At 72.7% G+C, this 18,804-nt stretch carries 18 protein-coding genes; 13 read left to right on the top strand and 5 right to left on the bottom strand.

The features are described 5' to 3' along the window. Position 1: 1 nt before the first annotated feature. The 6 genes from ACZ4SV_RS18480 to ACZ4SV_RS18455 all read left to right on the top strand — a co-directional run bounded on the left by ACZ4SV_RS18480 (position 2) and on the right by ACZ4SV_RS18455 (position 6,753). Positions 2-1,249 (top strand): MFS transporter, encoded by a 1,248-nt coding sequence (locus tag ACZ4SV_RS18480; protein WP_468005487.1) that lies wholly within the window; start codon positions 2-4, stop codon positions 1,247-1,249. After that, positions 1,246-2,289 carry a TolB family protein gene (locus ACZ4SV_RS18475; RefSeq protein ID WP_468005485.1) on the top strand — a complete coding sequence of 348 codons (1,044 nt, stop codon included), beginning with the start codon at positions 1,246-1,248 and terminating at the stop codon, positions 2,287-2,289. Before ACZ4SV_RS18480 ends, ACZ4SV_RS18475 begins: the two co-directional genes overlap by 4 nt. A gap of 113 nt (positions 2,290-2,402) precedes the next feature. Further along, positions 2,403-4,775: an Orn/Lys/Arg family decarboxylase gene (locus tag ACZ4SV_RS18470; protein WP_468005483.1), complete on the top strand. Its 2,373-nt coding sequence runs from the start codon at positions 2,403-2,405 to the stop codon at positions 4,773-4,775. Between the two features lie 166 nt (positions 4,776-4,941). After that, positions 4,942-5,682, top strand: a complete 741-nt coding sequence (locus ACZ4SV_RS18465) for a hypothetical protein (protein WP_468005481.1) — start codon at positions 4,942-4,944, stop codon at positions 5,680-5,682. 1 nt (position 5,683) lies between these two features. After that, positions 5,684-6,106 carry a phage holin family protein gene (locus tag ACZ4SV_RS18460; RefSeq protein ID WP_468005479.1) on the top strand — a complete coding sequence of 141 codons (423 nt, stop codon included), beginning with the start codon at positions 5,684-5,686 and terminating at the stop codon, positions 6,104-6,106. After that, complete coding sequence (locus ACZ4SV_RS18455; RefSeq protein ID WP_468005477.1) at positions 6,082-6,753, top strand: DUF3618 domain-containing protein; 672 nt, start codon at positions 6,082-6,084, stop codon at positions 6,751-6,753. Before ACZ4SV_RS18460 ends, ACZ4SV_RS18455 begins: the two co-directional genes overlap by 25 nt. A gap of 214 nt (positions 6,754-6,967) precedes the next feature. On the opposite strand, the gene glnA is transcribed toward ACZ4SV_RS18455, so the two are convergent. Beyond that, positions 6,968-8,329 (bottom strand): type I glutamate--ammonia ligase, encoded by a 1,362-nt coding sequence (gene glnA, locus ACZ4SV_RS18450; protein ID WP_365875872.1) that lies wholly within the window; start codon positions 8,327-8,329, stop codon positions 6,968-6,970. A 305-nt stretch (positions 8,330-8,634) separates the two neighbouring features. On the opposite strand from glnA, the gene ACZ4SV_RS18445 reads away from it, so the two are divergent. Then, positions 8,635-9,819, top strand: a complete 1,185-nt coding sequence (locus ACZ4SV_RS18445; RefSeq protein ID WP_468005475.1) for a globin domain-containing protein — start codon at positions 8,635-8,637, stop codon at positions 9,817-9,819. A gap of 158 nt (positions 9,820-9,977) precedes the next feature. Then, on the top strand, positions 9,978-11,168 hold the full coding sequence (locus ACZ4SV_RS18440) for an aminotransferase class V-fold PLP-dependent enzyme (protein ID WP_468005473.1): 1,191 nt from the start codon (positions 9,978-9,980) through the stop codon (positions 11,166-11,168). Here the strand turns inward: ACZ4SV_RS18440 and ACZ4SV_RS18435 are convergent. Continuing rightward, positions 11,165-11,611, bottom strand: coding sequence for an RrF2 family transcriptional regulator (locus ACZ4SV_RS18435; protein WP_468005471.1), 447 nt, complete (start codon positions 11,609-11,611; stop codon positions 11,165-11,167). The genes ACZ4SV_RS18440 and ACZ4SV_RS18435 overlap by 4 nt on opposite strands. 139 nt (positions 11,612-11,750) lie before the next feature. Here ACZ4SV_RS18435 and ACZ4SV_RS18430 point away from each other — a divergent pair, with 139 nt between their 5' ends. The 3 genes from ACZ4SV_RS18430 (at position 11,751) to ACZ4SV_RS18420 (ending at position 15,212) form a co-directional block, all read left to right on the top strand. Further along, positions 11,751-12,428, top strand: coding sequence for a DUF3105 domain-containing protein (locus ACZ4SV_RS18430; RefSeq protein WP_468005469.1), 678 nt, complete (start codon positions 11,751-11,753; stop codon positions 12,426-12,428). Beyond that, positions 12,425-13,057: a DUF305 domain-containing protein gene (locus ACZ4SV_RS18425; RefSeq protein ID WP_468005467.1), complete on the top strand. Its 633-nt coding sequence runs from the start codon at positions 12,425-12,427 to the stop codon at positions 13,055-13,057. The genes ACZ4SV_RS18430 and ACZ4SV_RS18425 overlap by 4 nt, the downstream gene beginning before the upstream one ends. A 211-nt stretch (positions 13,058-13,268) precedes the next feature. Then, positions 13,269-15,212, top strand: a complete 1,944-nt coding sequence (locus ACZ4SV_RS18420) for a S53 family peptidase (protein ID WP_468005465.1) — start codon at positions 13,269-13,271, stop codon at positions 15,210-15,212. 54 nt (positions 15,213-15,266) lie between these two features. On the opposite strand, the gene ACZ4SV_RS18415 is transcribed toward ACZ4SV_RS18420, so the two are convergent. Both ACZ4SV_RS18415 and ACZ4SV_RS18410 read right to left on the bottom strand, forming a co-directional pair. Next, the gene (locus ACZ4SV_RS18415; RefSeq protein ID WP_468005463.1) at positions 15,267-15,548 is read right to left on the bottom strand and encodes a DUF397 domain-containing protein; all 282 of its coding nucleotides are present in this window, start codon (positions 15,546-15,548) and stop codon (positions 15,267-15,269) included. Beyond that, the gene (locus ACZ4SV_RS18410) at positions 15,520-16,380 is read right to left on the bottom strand and encodes a helix-turn-helix domain-containing protein (protein ID WP_468005461.1); all 861 of its coding nucleotides are present in this window, start codon (positions 16,378-16,380) and stop codon (positions 15,520-15,522) included. Before ACZ4SV_RS18410 ends, ACZ4SV_RS18415 begins: the two co-directional genes overlap by 29 nt. A gap of 113 nt (positions 16,381-16,493) precedes the next feature. On the opposite strand from ACZ4SV_RS18410, the gene ACZ4SV_RS18405 reads away from it, so the two are divergent. Together ACZ4SV_RS18405 and ACZ4SV_RS18400 are read left to right on the top strand one after the other, a co-directional pair. Further along, positions 16,494-16,715, top strand: coding sequence for a hypothetical protein (locus ACZ4SV_RS18405; RefSeq protein ID WP_468005459.1), 222 nt, complete (start codon positions 16,494-16,496; stop codon positions 16,713-16,715). After that, a complete protein-coding gene (locus tag ACZ4SV_RS18400) occupies positions 16,712-17,071 on the top strand; it encodes an ATP-binding protein (protein WP_365875896.1) in 360 nt (119 codons plus the stop codon). Before ACZ4SV_RS18405 ends, ACZ4SV_RS18400 begins: the two co-directional genes overlap by 4 nt. A gap of 18 nt (positions 17,072-17,089) precedes the next feature. Here the strand turns inward: ACZ4SV_RS18400 and ACZ4SV_RS18395 are convergent, their stop codons facing one another. Continuing rightward, positions 17,090-18,787, bottom strand: coding sequence for a RecQ family ATP-dependent DNA helicase (locus ACZ4SV_RS18395; protein ID WP_468005456.1), 1,698 nt, complete (start codon positions 18,785-18,787; stop codon positions 17,090-17,092). Positions 18,788-18,804 lie beyond the last annotated feature (17 nt).

Genomic DNA, 18,804 nt, shown 5'->3' with positions numbered 1-18,804 from the left:
CGTGTACGTAGCGGACAGCCGCGCGAGCACGTCCGCCCACGGCGCCGTCCGGCCTTCCGCCGGGCGGCGCCGTGCGGCGGTCGCGCCGACCGTGCTCGCGCTGGGAACGGTCAGCCTGGTCACCGACGTGTCCTCGGAGATGGTGACGGCGGTGCTGCCGTTGTACCTGGTGACCGGGCTGGGCCTGTCGCCGCTGGGCTTCGGGCTGCTGGACGGCGTCTACAACGGCTTCTCCGCGCTCGTGCGCCTGGTCGGCGGCCACCTCGCCGACCGGGGCGGCGGGCGGCACAAGTGGGTGGCCGGGCTCGGCTACGGCATCTCGGCCGTGTGCAAGCCGCTGCTGCTGGTGGCGCACACGCTGACCCCGATCGGGCTCGTGCTCGCCGCGGACCGGACCGGCAAGGGCCTGCGGACGGCGCCGCGGGACGCGCTGATCTCGCTGTCCGGCCCGCCCGAGACGCGCGGCCGGGCCTTCGGCGTGCACCGCGCGATGGACACCGCCGGGGCGCTGCTCGGACCGCTGGTGGCGTTCCTGATCCTGCGGGCCACCGTGGACGGCTACGACGCGGTGTTCACCGTCAGCTCCTGTGTCGCCGTGCTGGGCGTCCTGGTGCTGGTCCTGTTCGTGCCGGGCGGCCGGGGCGGCGCGGTGCCGGCCGAGCGGCCGACGCTGCGCGCGGCGCTCGCCCTGCTGCGCCGCCGCGATCTGCGCCGGATCACCGTCTGCGCGCTGCTGCTGGGCCTGGCCACGGTGAGCGACTCCTTCGTCTATCTGCTGCTCCAGCGCCGCCTCGGCGTCCCGGACCGCTGGTTCGCGCTGCTGCCGCTCGGCACGGCCGCCGCGTTCCTGCTGCTGGCGGTGGTGCTCGGCCGGCTCGCGGACCGGGTGGGCCGCTGGACGGTCTTCCTGGCCGGCCACGGCGCGCTGCTCGTGGTGTACGCGCTGCTGCTCGGCCCCTGGCACGGCACGGCCCTGCCCTTCCTGGTGCTCGCCCTGCACGGCACCTTCTACGCGGCCACCGACGGGGTGCTGATGGCCGCCGCCTCGGACAGCGTGCCCGAGACGCTGCGCTCGTCCGGGCTGGCCGTCGTACAGACCGGGCAGGCGCTGACCCGGTTCGCCTGCTCGCTGCTGTTCGGCGCGGCCTGGACGGTGTGGGGCGACCGGACGGCGCTGGCCGGGGCCGCGGTGGCGCTGGCCGGGTGCGCCGTGTTCTGCCTTCTGTCGCGTCCGGGGAGGACCGCATGACCGTACGCCACCGCGTCCTGATCCTGGTCTCGGCCGTCGCCGTGCTGGCGGCGGTCGGGCTGGCGTCCGTGCTGCACGCCTCCGCGCGGGCGGAGCGCCGGGACCGCGTGCAGGCGGGCGGGCCGGCCGTCACTTCGGGGACGGTGACCCTGCGCGACTCCGGGCGGCTGGTGTTCCGGAACATGGCGTGGGGGCCGCACCGGGACGAGCTGACCAGCGTCCCGGCCGGCGCTCCCGGCGGCCCGCGCACCGCCGCGGGCCTGAAGTGCCTGCGCTTCTACGCCGCCGCGGGCACCGGGGTCTGCCTCCAGGCCGTGCACGGCCCGGTCTCGGACACCTACCGCGCGCTGATCCTCGACGCCCGCCTGCACACCGTGGACCGCTACGACGTGCCGGGCATCCCGTCCCGCGCCCGGGTCTCCCCCACCGGGCACTTCGCCGCCTGGACGGCGTTCGTGGGCGGTGACTCGTACGCCGGGACGGACTTCTCCACGCGCACGGCGATCGCCGACACCCGCGACGGCACGCTGATCCCGTCGCTGGAGGCGTTCCGGATCGTCAAGGACGGGCGGACCTACCGGGCGGCCGACGCCAACTTCTGGGGCGTGACGTTCGCGGCCGACGACCGCACCTTCTACGCGACGCTGGCGACCGGGGGCCGCACCTACCTGGTCCGCGGCGACCTGCGCGCCCGGACGGTCACCACGGTGCACGCCAACGTGGAGTGCCCGTCGCTGTCCCCGGACGGCACCCGGGTCGCGTACAAGAAGCGGGTCGCGGGGCTGCCGAAGGACGCGCCTTGGCGGCTGTACGTCCTGGACCTGCGGACGCTGCGGGAGACACCGCTCGCCGAGATGCGGAGCGTGGACGACCAGGCGGTGTGGAAGGACGCCCGTACGGTCGTGTACGCGCTGCCCGGGGACTACGGCGCCGACCTCTACCAGGTCCCGGCGGACGGCTCGGGCCGGGCGCGGCGGATCAGCCCGGCCGCCGTGTCGCCGGCGTACCTCGGCAAACCGCCTTCCGGGTCAACGCGGTAACCAGGTTTACCCCCATCACGGTGACCTGCCTGCCCGCCGCCCGGCCGCCCGGCGGACCGCCCCGGAGACTTTCCGCGGCGGCCGGACGGCCGCCGGAGAGGGCGAGGGCACGCATGAGCGACAGCAAGATCCTGGTGGCGGTGCCGGAGCACCCGAGCACGGAAGGCGCCGCGGCCGAGCAGCTACGGAAGATCCGGGACGCGGTGGAGGCGGACGGCTTCGAGGTGCGGTGGGCGGTCACCGCCGAGGACGCCGACGCGGTGCTGCGGACGGAGGCGGGCCTGGCGGCGGCCCTGGTGGCGTGGGACCTGCCGGAGGAGGGCGGGTGGCGGCCCGGGGACGGGCCCGGCGCCGCGCTCGCCGCGCCGCCCCGGCCGGCCGGCATCGTGCACGGGGACCCGGGCGGGGCCGCCGTGCTGCGCCGCATCGGGCAGCGCTACCGGGACCTGCCGGTGTTCCTGGTCATGGCCGAGGACGGCCTGCGGGAGCTGCCGCTGTGGGTGTCGGAGACGGTCGTCGGGTACGTCTGGCCGCTGGAGGACACCCCGGGCTTCATCGCGGGCCGCATCACCAGCGCCGCGCGCGCCTACCGGGAGGACGTGCTGCCGCCGTTCTTCCGGGCGCTGCGCCGCTTCCACGACGCCCACGAGTACTCCTGGCACACGCCCGCCCACTCCGGCGGGGTCGCGTTCCTCAAGTCGCCGGTGGGACGCGCCTTCCACGACTACTTCGGCGAGCGGCTGCTCCGCTCCGACCTGTCGATCTCGGTGGAGGGACTGGGCTCGCTGTTCGAGCACACCGGGCCCATCGGGGAGGCCGAGCGCAACGCGGCCCGTGTCTTCGGCTCGGAGCTGACCTACTTCGTGCTGCACGGCGACTCCACCTGCAACCGTCTGGTGGGCCACTTCAGCGTCACCCGTGACGAACTGGCGCTGGTGGACCGCAACTGCCACAAGTCGGTGCTCCAGGGCCTGGTGGTCTCCGGCGCCCGGCCCGTCTACCTGATCCCGACCCGCAACGGCTACGGCCTCGCCGGCCCGCTGCCGCCGGCCGAGCTGGCGGCGGGCTCGATCGCGGACCGGATCGCCGCGCACCCGCTCGCCGAGGGCGCCGTGTCCCGGGACCCGCAGTACGCGGTGTTCACCAACTCCACCTACGACGGCCTGAGTTACGACGCCGTACCGACCGCGAAGGCGCTCGCGGCCAGCACGCCCCGGGTGCACTTCGACGAGGCGTGGTTCGCGTACGCCCGCTTCCACCCGCTGTACGCGGGCCGGTACGGCATGTCCGTGGACGAGGCGGCCTTCCCGGGCCCGGACCGGCCGACGGTCTTCGCCACCCAGTCCACGCACAAGCTGCTGGCCGCGCTGTCGCAGTCGGCGATGGTGCACGTGCGGCCGGCTCCCCGGGCGCCCGTGGAGCACGACCGCTTCAACGAGGCCCTGATGATGCACGGGACCACCTCGCCGCTCTACCCGATGATCGCCTCACTGGACGTGGCGACGGCGATGATGGACGGCCCGCAGGGCGAGTGGCTGCTGGGCGAGGCGGTCACCGAGGCGGTCCGCTTCCGGCAGGAGATGGTGCGGCTGGGACGGCGGGTGGCGAGCGCCGGGGACCGGCCGCCGTGGTTCTTCGGCGTCTGGCAGCCCGAGGAGGTCACCGACCCGGAGACGGGCGAGCGGCTGCCCTTCGACGAGGCGCCGCCGGAGCTGCTGGCCTCGGAGCAGTCCTGCTGGCTGCTGGAGCCGGGCGCCGCCTGGCACGGCTTCCCGGGGCTGACCGAGGGCCACTGCATGCTGGACCCGGTCAAGGTCACCCTGACCTGTCCCGGCATCACCGCGACCGGCGAGATGGCCGAGGAGGGCATCCCGGCGCGCGTGCTGACGGCGTACCTGGCGACCCGGAACATCGTGGTGGAGAAGACCGACAGCTACACCACGCTCATCCTGTTCTCGATGGGCATCACCAAGGGCAAGTGGGGCACGCTGCTGGACGCCCTGATGGACTTCAAGGCCCTGTACGACGCCGACGCCCGGCTCGACCGCGTGCTGCCCTGGGCCGTCGAGGCGCATCCGAAGCGGTACGCCGGGCTGACCCTGCGGGAGCTGTGCCGGCAGATGCACGAGGAGCTGCGCTCGGCCCGCCTGGTGGAGCTGCTGGACACGGCGTTCCAGCAGCTTCCCGAGCCGGTCCACCCGCCGCACCACTGCTACGAGCGGCTGGTGCGCGGCGGCACGGAACGCGTCCGGATCGCCGACGCGGCGCACCGGGTGGCGGCGGCGATGGTCACGGTCACCCCGCCCGGCATCCCGGTCCTCATGCCGGGCGAGTCCACCGGCGCCCAGGACGGCTCCCTGCTGCGCTACCTCACCGCCCTGGAGACCTTCGACCGCCGCTTCCCGGGCTTCCGCAGCGAGACCCACGGCGTGACGATCGACGAGGAGACGGGCGACTACGAGATCGAGTGCCTGCGACCGGAGTGACGCGCGCTCACGATCCATGCCCCGCAAAGGGTGTCGAACACGGACAAATGGCGACTCGGAGCGGGACGGACGGTCTCGTGGGGTGCCCGGCGTACGGCCTCTGGTCCGGGCCGGGCATCCCGCGGACGGGACCGCACGCTGGACATCCGATGAGGAGACGTCGCCGATGAGTGAGTCCATACAGACGGGCACCGGGAGCACCGGGGAGAAGGTCAGGGCGGAGACCGCCGCGACGGCCGGCCAGGCCAGACAGGCGGCGGCCCAGGTCGCCGGGACCGCGGCGGAACAGACCCGCGCCGTCGTCGGCGAGGCACGGCAGCAGGCGGGCACGGTCATCGAGGAACTGCGCGGCCGTGCGATGGGCGAGGCCGACCAGCAGACCAAGCGCGCGGCCGGCACCCTCAGGCAGTGGGCGGAGGACCTCACCGGCCTCGCCGAGAACGCCCGGGACGACTCGCCCGCCCGCGGTCTGGCGGCCCAGGCGGCCGACCGGGGGCACCGGGCGGCGGACTACCTGGAGAAGCAGGGCGTCCACGGCCTGGTCAGTGATCTCCAGGGGTTCGCGCGCCGCCGTCCCGGCGCCTTCCTGGGCGGCGCGCTGCTGGCCGGACTGGCCGTGGGGCGCCTGGCGAAGGCGGCGGGGGCCGCCTCGCGGTCCGACGGGCACGAGCGGGGGCAGGGCGGTACCGGGCCGGACCAGGGGGCGCTGGACGCCCCGGCCGCCCAGGCGCTGCCCACCGGCTCTCTCGCGGAACCCGGGCCGGCGACCGCGGCCCAGGCGCCGCCCGGACCGCCGGCCGGAGCCGCGCCGGGCGGACCACCGCCGGTGCCGCCCGCTCCCTCGGTGCCGCCGACCGTCGGTACGCCGCCGGACGGCACACCGGGCCGCCCTTACCCGGAGGTGTGAGATGGCCTCGGTCCCGCCCGTTTCCGGGCCGGCCCGGCCGCAGGGGGAGGACGCGTCCGTGGGCCGGCTGCTGTCCGCCGTGACCTCGGACCTGCAGACCCTCTTCCGCCAGGAGATCGAACTGGCCAAGGCCGGGGTCAGGGAGGAGGGGACCCGGGCGGGCAAGGCCGCCGGGATGTACGGCGGCGCCGGGTTCGCCGGCTATCTGGTCCTGCTGTTCCTGTCGCTGGCCGCCGTGTTCGGGCTGGCCAACGTGATGGACGGGGGCTGGGCCGCCCTCATCGTCGCCGCGGTGTGGGCCGTCGTCGCGGCCGTGCTGTACCAGCAGGGGCGCAGCCGGATGCGTGCCGTCTCGCCCAAGCCCGAGCGAACCGTCGAGACCATGAAGGAGAACGCGCAATGGGCACGTCACCCGACCAGGTGAGGGCCGAGATAGCGGCCACTCGCGACCGGCTGTCCGCCGACGTGGACCAGCTCGCCGACCGGACCAGTCCCCGGCGGGTGGTCCGCCGCCGGGCGCACCGGATGCGCGGTGCGGTGTCGGGCGTCCGCGAGCGGGTCATGGGCACCGCGGCGGACACCGCGCACGGTGTCGCGGACACCGCGCAGTCGGCGACCGGCTCCCTCCAGGAAGGCGCCGGGCGCGTGGCCGGCTCGGCGCGCGACACGGTCGGCGGCGCGGGGCAGGCCCTTCAGCAGGCCCCCGAGCTGGCCCGCCGCCGGGCCCAGGGCAACCCGCTCGCGGCCGGCCTGGTCGCCTTCGGCGTCGGTCTGCTGGCGTCCTCGCTGCTGCCCGCCTCCCGGGTCGAGCGGGAGAAGGCGTCCGACCTGATGGAGAGCGACGCGCTGGAGCCGGTCAAGCAGGCCACGGCCGAGTCCGCGCAGCACCTGAAGGAAGGCGCGAGGGAAGTGGCGCAGAGCGCGGCGGCGGAGGTGCAGGACAGCGCCGCGCAGGCCGCCCGCACGACCCAGGACGAGGCCCGCGCCCAGACCGGCCAGGTCACCGACCAGGCCCGGGACTCCGGCCACCACCTCACAGACGAGGCCCGGAACCGGTCAGGATCCGGCTGACCCCGGGGGTGGCGACCGTCCGGTCACCGACCGAGGATCCAGAACAGGACGACGGTCGCCACCACACTGACGAGCAGGGAGCCCAGGCAGCCGACCCGGTTACTGAAGAAGATCATGGCTGCCCTGTACCCCGGCGCGGACGGTCCATGAGGCCCTGACACACCGGGGCCGACGGTGTCTGACCGTCGGCCCCGGGGGTGGTTCGGTGTCGGGTTTACAGCACCGGCAGGTTCTTGCGCAGTTCGAACGCGGTGACCTCGCTGCGGTACTCCTCCCACTCCTGGCGCTTGTTGCGGAGGAAGAAGTCGAAGACGTGCTCGCCGAGGGTTTCGGCGACGAGGTCGCTGCTCTCCATCAGGGTCAGGGCCTCGCCGAGGTTCTGCGGGAGGGGTTCGATGCCCATCGCGCGGCGCTCGGCGTTGGACAGGGCCCAGACGTCGTCCTCGGCGCCCGGCGGCAGCTCGTAGCCCTCCTCGATGCCCTTCAGGCCGGCGGCCAGCAGGAGGGCGTAGGCCAGGTACGGGTTGGCGCCGGAGTCCAGGGAGCGGACCTCCACGCGGGCGGAGCCGGTCTTGCCGGGCTTGTACATCGGGACGCGGACCAGGGCGCTGCGGTTGTTGTGGCCCCAGCAGATGTACGACGGGGCCTCGCCGCCGGCGCCCGCCGTGCGCTCGGAGCCGCCCCAGATGCGCTTGTAGGAGTTGACCCACTGGTTGGTGACCGCGGAGATCTCCGCCGCGTGCCGCAGCAGGCCCGCGATGAAAGAGCGGCCGACCTTGGAGAGCTGGTACTCCGCGCCCGATTCGTAGAACGCGTTCCGGTCGCCCTCGAAGAGCGAGAGGTGGGTGTGCATCCCGGAGCCGGGGTGCTCGGAGAACGGCTTCGGCATGAAGGTCGCCTGGACCCCCTGCTCCAGCGCCACCTGCTTCATGACCAGGCGGAAGGTCATGATGTTGTCGGCCGTGGAGAGCGCGTCGGCGTACCGCAGGTCGATCTCCTGCTGGCCGGGCGCGCCCTCGTGGTGGGAGAACTCCACCGAGATGCCCATCGACTCCAGCATGGTGATCGCCTGGCGGCGGAAGTCCATGCCGACGTTGGTCGGGGTGTGGTCGAAGTAGCCCGAGTTGTCGGCGGGCGTGGGGCGGGAGCCGTCCAGCGGGCGGTCCTTCAGCAGGAAGAACTCGATCTCCGGGTGGGTGTAGAAGGTGAAGCCCAGGTCGGAGGTGCGGGCGAGGGCGCGCTTGAGGACGTAGCGCGGGTCGGCGAAGGACGGGGAGCCGTCCGGCATGAGGATGTCGCAGAACATCCGGGCGGTGCCCGGGGTCTCCGCGCGCCACGGCAGGACCTGGAAGGTGGCCGGGTCCGGCTTGGCGATCATGTCGGACTCGTAGACCCGGGCGAAGCCCTCGATCGCGGAGCCGTCGAAGCCGATGCCCTCGTCGAAGGCCTGCTCCAGTTCGGCGGGGGCCACGGCGACGGACTTGAGGAAGCCCAGCACGTCCGTGAACCACAGGCGTACGAACCGGATGTCGCGCTCCTCCAAGGTCCGGAGCACGAACTCCTGCTGCTTGTCCATCTTCCGCTTCCCATCCTTGCTGGTCAGGCCGCCTGCCCGGGTACCACGGGAGGCGGTCGGGCACCTGAGCATCCCACCACGACACCGTTTCACGCGCGTTGCGGACCTTGATCGCCCGAGCGTCCGCGCCCTGAACGGCTCTCGTCCGGCAGGTCTACTGCGCTCTCGCCCATCTTGCCTGCTCGCGGCGGTATCCGTAATGGCCGGTCCGCTTCGCCCGTGAGCGATACCACTGCCTTTTAATTTGCATCCCACATGCCAATTTTCTTACCGTGCTGATCAGCCGAGTCCTCCGAGGAGTCCCGATGCTGACCGAGCAGTCCGCAGCCACCGTCCGCGCCACCCTGCCCGCCGTCGGGGCCGCCATCGGCGAGATCACCGAGCGTTTCTACGCCCGCCTCTTCGCCGCCCACCCGGAGCTGCTGCGGGACCTGTTCAACCGGGGCAACCAGGCCGCCGGCACCCAGAAGCAGGCCCTGGCGGGTTCCATCGCGGCCTTCGCCACCCGTCTGCTGGACCACCCGGAGCAGCGGCCGGACGCGATGCTGGGCCGGATCGCCCACAAGCACGCCTCGCTGGGCGTGGCCCCCGAGCAGTACCGGATCGTGCACCAGCACCTGTTCGCCGCGATCGCCGAGATCCTCGGGGACGCCGTCACGCCCGAGGTGGCCGCCGCCTGGGACGAGGTCTACTGGCTGATGGCGAACGCGCTCATCGCGATCGAGAAGCGGCTGTACGAGGAGAGCGGCGGCCCCGGCCTGCGCGCGTGGGAGGTCGTCGACCGCGTCGAGGAGACCGCGGACGTCGTCACCTTCCGGGTGCGGCCGGCGGACGGCGGCCCGGTGGCCGGTTTCCGCGCCGGGCAGTACGTCTCCGTGGGCGTGACCCTGCCGGACGGGGCCCGGCAGATACGGCAGTACAGCCTGTCCGGGGCGCCGGCCGAGGGCGTGCGCCAGTTCAGCGTCAAGCGGGTGCACGGCGGCACCACGCCGGACGGCGAGGTCTCGCACCACCTGCACGCGCGGGTGCGCCCCGGTGACGTCCTGGAGCTGTCCGAGCCGTACGGCGACCTCGTCCTGGACGCCGGCGCGGACACGCCGGTGCTGCTCGCCTCCGCGGGCATCGGTGTCACGCCGATGATCGCGATGCTGGCCGACCTGGCCGCCGGCGGCCACCGCGGCCCGGTCACCGTGGTGCACGGCGACCGCTCCCCCGCCGACCACGCCCTGCGCGCCGACCACACCGCCTACGCCGGCAAGCTGGCGGCCGCCGACGTGCACTTCTTCTACGAGCGCGACGCCGGGCCCGGCGCCCGGACCGGCCTGCCCGACCTGGCGGACGTCGCCGTACGGCCCGGCACCCGCGCCTACCTGTGCGGCCCGCTGCCCTTCCTGCGCGCGATCCGCGCCCAGCTCATCGGCAAGGGCGTGGCCCCGGCCGACATCCACTACGAGGTGTTCGGCCCGGACCTGTGGCTGGCCCAGGGCTAGCCGTGGAAGCAGTGTCAGGACAGCCGGAGTCGTAGACGGGGCGAGGGGGATCCCGGCAGCCGCCCGCCGTCCTGGCATGCCCGCCGACCCGGCAGCCGTGCGGACCGTAGCGTAGGTGACCGCGAAGGGACGCATACGCGTGAAGGAGTCGGGTGCCGGTGGCGATCGATGTGGAGCGGGTCCGTCACGAGACGGCGGGCGTCGCGCGGGTGGTCCACCTGAACAACGCGGGGGCGGCTCTGCCGCCCCGCCCGGTGGTCGATGCGGTGGTGGGGCATCTGCGCCTGGAAGAGCAGATCGGCGGGTACGAGGCCGCCGCCGCGCAGGCCGCGCGGATCGAGGGCACCTACGACTCGCTGGCCCGTCTGATCGGCGCCGGACGCGAGGACATCGCGGTGGTGGAGAACGCCACCCGCGCCTGGGACATGGCGTTCTACTCCCTGCCCTGGGCCGAAGGCGACCGCATCCTGACCGCCCGTGCCGAGTACGCGAGCAATGTGATCGCCTTCCTGCAGACCGCCCGACGCCACGGCGTGCGCGTCGAGGTCGTACCGGACGACGCCGACGGCCAGCTCGACGTCGACGCACTGCGCGCGATGATCGACGAACGGGTCAAGCTGATCGCGGTCACGCATGTGCCGACCCAGAACGGCCTGGTCAACCCGGCCGCCGAGATCGGCAGAGCGGCCCGCGAGGCCGGCATCGTCTACCTGCTGGACGCCTGCCAGTCCCTCGGCCAGATGCCCGTCGACGTCGGCGAGATCGGCTGCGATCTGCTCACCGCGACCGGCCGCAAGTTCCTGCGCGGGCCGCGCGGCACCGGCTTCCTCTACTGCTCGCCGCGCATCCGCGAACAGTTGGAGCCCCCGTTCCTGGACCTGCACGCGGCCACCTGGACGTCGGCCGACAGCTACCGGGTCCGGGCCGATGCCCGCCGGTTCGAGAACTGGGAGACCTACTACGCCGGCAAGATCGGCCTCGGCACCGCCGTGGACTACGCCCTCGGTCTCGGCCTCGACGCCATCGGGGAACGGGTGACCCGCCTGGCCGCGAACCTGCGCGCACGCCTGCGCACGCTGCCCGGGGTGCGGGTCCACGACCGTGGCGTCCGCCAGTGCGGCATCGTGACCTTCACCGTCGAGGGCCACGACAGCCAGGACGTCGCACGGGCCCTCCAGGCCCGCGGGATCAACGTCTCGGTCTCCCTCGCGGGCTACGCGCGCTGGGACCTCGCACCCCGGTCCCTCACCTCGGTGGTCCGCGCCTCCGTGCACTACTACAACACGGACGACGAGATCGATCAGTTGATCGACGCTCTGCCTCCCGCCGACCGCCTGCCAGAGCATTAGCCCTCGGCCGCCGGCCCCCTGGAGAGGCCCAGCAGCAGGGGGCCGGTCGGGTCGGTGACGATGTCGGCGATCGTGATCGGGTCCAGGGTGGCGTAGAAGGCCTCCTGGGCCCGGCGCAGCGCGCCGCGCAGGCGGCAGCCGGAGCGCAGCGGGCAGGGGTTCGCGCCCTCGCACTCGACCACGTCGCCGTCGCCCTCGAAGGTGCGGACGACCGCGCCGACCGAGGCCGCACGGCCCCGCTCGGTCAGCGCGAGCCCGCCGCCCCGGCCGCGGCGGGCGTCGACCAGGCCCAGGCGCTGGAGTCCGGCGACGACCTTCGCGGCGTGCGTGTACGGCACTCCCATGTCGGCGGCGACCTGGCGGGTGGTGGGCGTGGCGTCGGTGATGACGGCCAGTCGCATCAGGACGCGCAGGGCCAGGTCGGTGGAGCGCAGCAGCCGCATACCGCGAGGGTAGGTAATGCGCATCCTGGCTTCAAATTAACCGTCGGCCGTGCGACGCCCTACGGCAGCGGACGCTTTCCGCATTACGATCAGCGGGCCCCACCGTCCCCGCCCGTTCCTCTCCCGAAGGACACCTCTCATGGGTTCCGGCAAGAACAGCAGCACCGCGGCGCGCAAGGCGCGCATAGACGAGATGCGGCGCGCCGAGCGTGCCCGGGAACGCCGCAACCGGATCCTGCTCGTCGCCGCCAGCGCGGTGGTCGTCGCCGGTCTCGTCGTCGGCGGCGTGGTCCTGGTGAACGCGCAGTCGGACAAGAAGGACTCGACCGCGAGCGGCGACGCCAAGGGCGCCGGGGACTCCGGGCACTTCACCACCGGCAAGGACGGCGTGAAGAGCTGGTCGGGCAAGCTGGCCCGGACCCACGTGACGACCAAGGTGACGTACCCGATGCACCCGCCGGTCGGCGGCAACCACAACCCGGTCTGGCTGAACTGCAACGGTGACGTCTACACCGACCCGGTGCCGGAGGAGAACGCCGTGCACTCGCTGGAGCACGGCGCGGTCTGGGTGACGTACACCGGCAAGGCGGCCAAGGCGGACGTGGACGCGCTCGCGGCGAAGGTGAAGAAGACGCCGTACTCGCTGATGAGCCCGTACGCGAACCAGGACGCCCCGCTGCTGCTGTCGGCGTGGGGCCACCAGGTGGCGGTCAAGAGCGCGAAGGACCCGGAAGTGGACAAGTTCTTCGCCGCGTACGTGCAGGGGCAGCAGACGCCGGAGCCGGGTGCCTCGTGCACCGGCGGGGTCATGAAGTGAGCCGGCACGCCCTCGGCTGGGTCGCCGGGTGCGCGGTGACGGCGCTGGCCGCGGCCGGCGCGATCACGTACGCGGTCGCCCAGGACTCCGGCGGAGCGCGGGAGCGGACACCGGCCGCGGAGTCGGCGGACGCGGGCTTCGCGCGGGACATGGCCGTCCACCACCAGCAGGCCGTGGAGATGTCGTACATCGTGCGCGACCGCACCAAGGACGAGGAGGTGCGGCGGCTCGCCTACGACATCGCGCAGACGCAGGCCAACCAGCGCGGCATGATGCTGGGCTGGCTGGACCTGTGGGGGCTGCCGAAGGTGTCGGCCGAGCCGCCGATGACCTGGATGGGCATGCGCGGCATGGCCGCCGGCAAGGACGGCGCGCTGATGCCCGGGATGGCCACCGACACCGAGCTGAAGAGGCTCCAGTCGCTGAACGGGAAGCAGGCGGAGATCCTCTACCTCCAGCTCATGACGGACCATCACAAGGGCGGTGTCCACATGGCGGAGGGCTGTGTGGCCAAGTGCACGGTCGGCGTGGAGAAGCGGCTCGCGCAGGGCATGGTCGAGGCGCAGCAGTCGGAGATCGAGCTGATGGCCGGGATGCTCAAGGAGCGTGGGGCGCAACCGCGTTCGTAACATCCCCGTAAGGAGGAAAAGCCCAAATCGCCCCGGATGGCGTGGACTTGATCTTCTCTTGACTCCCCCGTTCCCCTGGCATGAACGGTTCATCGCAAGAGTGACCCCCATCATGTGATCCCTTCACCGGCCGAAACCGCCGCGGGCCGGGGCGCGGATCGCATGAGGCACCAGCCACTACATGCATGCGAACCGCATCGCAGGGGGTTCTATGAGATCCAACCGCGCCACCGTGCGCGCCGGGGTGAGCTTGGCAGCGACACTGCCGATGATCGCCGGAGCGCTGGCGCTGGGCATACCCGCGGCACACGCCGCCGACAGCCCCGCCCGTGACGTACTGAAGGGCACCAAGCCGCTGTGGGCCACGGCCAAGGCGGACCGGGGCGCCACCCCGGACAGCGGCCGGGTGAAGGCCCGTGTCTACCTGGCCGGCCGGGACGCGGCCGGCCTCGCCGCCTACGCCAAGGCGGTCTCCGACCCGGCCTCGCCGCTCTACGGCAAGTACCTGAGCGCGAAGAAGGCGCAGGTCCGCTTCGGCGCCACCAAGGCGCAGGTCGCCGCGGTCACGCACTGGCTGAAGTCGGCCGGTCTGACCGTCACCGCGGTCACCGGGCACTACGTCGCCGTCTCCGGTGACGTGGCCGCCGCCGAGAAGGCGTTCGGCACCCAGCTCCACGACTACGCCAAGGGCGCGAAGACCTACCGCGCCCCGGCGCGCACCGCCTCCGCCCCGGCCGCGCTGAAGGGCGCCGTCCTGACCGTCACCGGCCTGGACAACGCCCCGCACACCGCGCACCACGACGACCAGCTCCCGCCGCCGGACGCCGTGTTCAAGAACTCCGGGCCGTTCTCCTCGTACTACGGCTCGAACATCGCGACCACCCTCCCGGACGCCTACGGCGGCAAGATCCCGTACGCGGTCAGGGGCTACACCGGCAAGCAGCTCCGCGCGGCCTACGGCGCGGGCGGCTACACCGGCAAGGGTGTCCGCATCGCGATCACGGACGCGTACGCGTCCCCGACGATCGCCTACGACGCGGGTGCCTACGCCAAGAAGCACGGCGACGCGGCCTGGACGACCGGCCAGTTGCACCAGGTGCTGCCGAAGAACTACACCAAGACCGAGGAGTGCGGCGCGGCCGGCTGGTACGGCGAGGAGACCCTCGACGTCGAGGCGGCGCACGCGCTGGCCCCGGCCGCCGACATCACCTACGTCGGCGCGGCCTCCTGCTACGACGACGACCTGCTGGACTCCCTCGGCAAGGTCGTCGACAACCACCTCGCCGACATCGTCTCCAACTCCTGGGGCGACATCGAGGCCAACCAGACGCCGGACCTCGCCGCCGCGTACGACCAGGTCTTCCAGCTCGGCGCGGTGCAGGGCATCGGCTTCTACTTCTCCTCCGGTGACGACGGCGACCAGGTCGCGGCCTCCGGTGTGAAGCAGGTCGACACCCCGGCCAACTCGGCGTGGGTGACGGCGGTCGGCGGCACGTCGCTGGCCGTCGGCAAGGACGAGAAGTACCTGTGGGAGACCGGCTGGGGCACCGAGAAGGCGACCCTGTCGGCCGACGGCAAGAGCTGGACGAACCTTCCCGGCACGTTCACCTCCGGCGCGGGCGGCGGCACCAGCAAGACGGTGCCGCAGCCTTACTACCAGAAGGGCGTCGTCCCGGACGCGCTCGCCACGGCCAACAACGCCGCCGGCAACCGCGTCGTCCCGGACATCGCGGCCATCGCCGACCCGAACACCGGCTTCCTCGTCGGCCAGACCCAGACCTTCCCGGACGGCACCGAGCAGTACAGCGAGTACCGCATCGGCGGCACGTCGCTGGCGGCGCCGGTCATCGCCGGCGTCCAGGCGCTGGCCCAGGAGGCCCGCGGCGGCAAGCCGCTCGGCTTCGCCAACCCGGCGATCTACGCCGACTACGGCAAGCAGGGCGTCTACCACGACGTCACGGACAACCCGACGGGCTCCGGCCTGGCGGTCGCCCGCGTCGACTTCGCCAACGGCGTGGACGCGGCGGACGGTCTGCTCTACTCCGCCCGCACCCTGGGCGAGGACAGCTCCCTGTCCGCGGTGAAGGGCTACGACGACGTGACGGGCGTGGGCTCCCCGGCCCACGGCTACGTCCAGTCGTACCGCCGGCACTGACCCGCCGCACAGACCGGGGGCGTGAGGCGCTGGTGGCCTCACGCCCCCTTGGCGTTACCGGGACTTGAGGGCGGTGACGAAGGGGGTCCAGGCGGAGGCGGTGACGATCAGGGCGGGGCCGTCGGGGACCTTGGAGTCACGCACGGGGACGAGTCCGGGGATGTTGTCGGCGACTTCGACGCAGTGACCGCCGTCGCCGTTGCTGTAGCTCGACTTGCGCCAGAGGGCGGCGCCGGGGAAGTCGGTGGCTACTTCCACGCAGTTACCGCCGTCTTCGTTGCTGTAGCTGCTCCTGAGCCATAGAGCGTCACTCAAGTCGATCCGGGTGCTTGCCATTTCGATAATCCTCTGCCGCGGCCTTGATCATGGCGAGGGACGTGTCTGGTGACAGCGCAACGGCCCTGAGCCGATCGTATGCCTTGCGGTACCGAGCCACGAGAGCCGGATCATCAACGGTGACTCCGCTGTACGACGCTTCGGTGTACACCAGCGGCGGCGCATCCGGGAACGTCATGGTCATGATTGAGGCGGCCATCAACGGATACGACTTCTGCTTCCGCGGAACGATCTGCGGAGTGATCCGCCGCCGGTCCGCCAACTGCGCAATGCGGTCGAGCTGTGCGGTCATCTCCTCCGCCGCAAGGAGCGGTTCGGTGATCAGCGACTCGTGCAGGATGACCCAGTATTCCGGGGTGCGGTGGTCCTCGAAGAGGTTGGCACGCGCCATCCGGGCGCTGACCTTCTCTTCCACCTCCGTGTCAGCCGACAGCGGGAGGCCCGCCAGGATGATGGCCCGCGCGTAGGCCGGCGTCTGAAGTAGCCCGGGAAGAATCACCGGACACCACTCTTCGATGGTCAGGGCATGCTTCTCCGCTTCCAGTACCTTCTCGAAGTACGCAGGGTGCCCGGTCCTGCGCGCCTTCCGTACGTCCTCGCAGCGGCGCTCGAAGAAGCCGTCCGTCTCCAGGACCCGGTCCGCGTGCCGGGCCAGGTCGAGCGGCATCCGTCGCTCGCCGCGCTCGATGTCGCTGAGGTACGTCTTGCCGTAGAAGCTGCCCTCTAGGAACGCTTCCAGTGACAGGCCCGCCGCCTCCCTCTTCCACCGCAACTCCTTGCCGTAGAAGGTCGGGACGCTGGTCGAGCCGTCGATGTCCTTGCCGCGGGTCACCGCTCACACTCCTCCGCTGCCCTGGCCGCGAACGCGAAACCTCTTTCACGGTAGCGACTCGCGCGACACTCTGTGAGCTGTTCGTCACACCACGCACAGAAGGTTGTGGCCCCATGCCAGACCCCTCCCCCACCACCCACGACGTGATCCGCTGCGTCGAGGAACTCCGCGCCGCCCTGGCCCTGCACGGCATCACGCTGCCCTCGCTCCGGGTGGACCTGCCCAGCTTCGCGGGGACGTACGACCCGCCCGCCGGTCTCGTCACGCTCGGCAACTGCAACACGGCGACCGCGCAGGCCCTCACCGCCGTACTGCGGAAGGCGGCGGCCGAGTGATCACCTCGCTGGAGTTCCGTCTGCTCGCCACGCCCAAGGCCGCGCCGGAGCTGCGCCACCGGCTCCGCCACCACGGGTACGACATCCGGCTGTGCGTGACCGAGCTGCTGACGAACGTCATCGAGCACCTGGGCGAGGGCACCCCGGTGACCGTGCGCGTCACGGGTACGGCGGCTCACGGCCGTACCCGGATCGAGGTGACCGATCCCGGCCCGCGCGCGCTGCCCGTCCCGCGCTCCGCCGGGTGCACGGAGGAGTCGGGGCGAGGGCTCGCCCTCGTGGACGCGCTCGCCGTGCGGTGGGGCGTGGAGCAGGGGCCGGACCGCAAGACGGTGTGGTGCGAGGTGCTGGACTGACGCCGGGGCGAGGCGCCGTCAGGCGTCCGGCCGGTCCTCGCCGGGGCGGCGTACCACCGTGAGGAGGTGGTCGTGTTCGGCCAGGGCCGCGAGGGACAGGGTGTGGTAGCCGGCCCGGTCGAACAGCACGGTGATGCGGTCCGCCTCCTCGCTCAGCACCGTGCCCTCGCCCCACTGCTCGTGCCGCACCTCGGTCCCGGTCGGGTAGCGCCCCGCGGGCCGTCCCGCGTCGTCCTCCGTCCCGGCTCCCGCGTCGCAGGTGTCGCAGTTGCCGCACGGGGCGTCGTAGGGCTCTCCGAAGTAGCCGAGCAGGAAGTGCCGCCGGCAGCCGGTCGTCTCGGCGTAGGCCCGCGCCATGTCCACCCGCGACCGGTCGGTACGGCGGTGCTCCTCGGCCGTCTCCTGCGCGCGCCGTACCGCCCGGCCGGGTGAGACGCCCTCGGCCGGGCGCACCTCGCCGTCCGGTTCGGTGTCGACGGCCCCGGCCTCCTCCAGGAGGTTGACCACCGCGGTGACCCGCCGCTTGGTCAGGCCCGTGTCCTCGTGCAGTTCGTCCAGGCCGGCCGGGTCCGCGCGGTGGTCGTGGACGGCCTCGGCGACCTGGGTCAGTGCCTCGCGGCCCGGCGCTCGGGTGGCGAAGAACGCCTGCATGCCGGTGTCCTTGGCCCGGTAGTGCAGGACGGCGAGGGCGGGCTGCCCGTCCCGGCCGCAGCGGCCTATCTCCTGGTAGTAGGCGTCCAGGGAGCCCGGCAGCGCGGCGTGCAGGACGAACCGTACGTCCTCCTTGTCGATGCCCATACCGAACGCCGAGGTCGCCACGACGACATCGGCCTCGCCGGCGAGGAAGGCGTCGTGGACGCGGGAGCGCTCGGCGGCGCGCAGCCCGGCGTGGTAGGGCTCGGCGGCCAGTCCCAGCGCGGCCAGTTCGGCGGCGTACTGCTCGCTCTCCTTGCGGGTCGCCGCGTAGACGATGCCCGGCTTCGGCTCGGCGGCGGCGCGCTCCACGACGGCCCGCCGGCGTTCGTCCTCGTCGAGGAAGCGGCGGACCTCCAGCCGGATGTTCGGCCGGTCGAATCCGGTGACCATCAGCCGGGGCTCGCGCATGTCCAGCCGCTCGGCGATCTCCCGGCGCACCGGCGGGGCGGCGGTCGCGGTCAGGGCCAGGACCGGCGGCCGGCCCACGCGGTGCGCGGCCTGTCCCAGGCGCAGGTAGTCGGGCCGGAAGTCGTGGCCCCAGGACGAGACGCACTGGGCCTCGTCCACGACGAACAGGGCCGGGCGTGCCTCGGCCAGCCGGTCCACCACGTCGTCCCTGGCCAGTTGCTCGGGCGACAGGTAGACGAAGCGGGCCCGGCCCGCGCGTACGTCCTCCCAGGCCGCCTCCGTGTCCGCCGCGCCCAGGTCGGAGTTGATCGCGACGGCGCCCGGCGTCCGGTCGTCCTCGGGCAGGCCGGCGATCTGGTCCCGCTGGAGGGCGAGCAGCGGGGAGACGACCACGACCGGGCCGGACAGCAGCAGCGCCGGGACCTGGTAGACGGCCGACTTCCCGGAGCCGGTCGGCATGACGACCAGGGTGTCGTGGCCGCGCAGCACCCACTCCATGGCCGTGAGCTGCTCGGGCAGCAGCCGCTCCCAGCCGAAGACGTCGGCCGCCGTCCGCCGCAGCCGCCCGGCGAGATCCTGCTCCCCGGAGCGCGACCCCGCCGTCCTCACCATCCGCACACCATCCGCAC

This window comes from Streptomyces sp. NPDC027672, assembly GCF_055566335.1.
The sequence above is the reverse complement of the archived record's forward strand: the minus strand, read 5'-3'. Positions and strand labels throughout refer to the sequence as shown.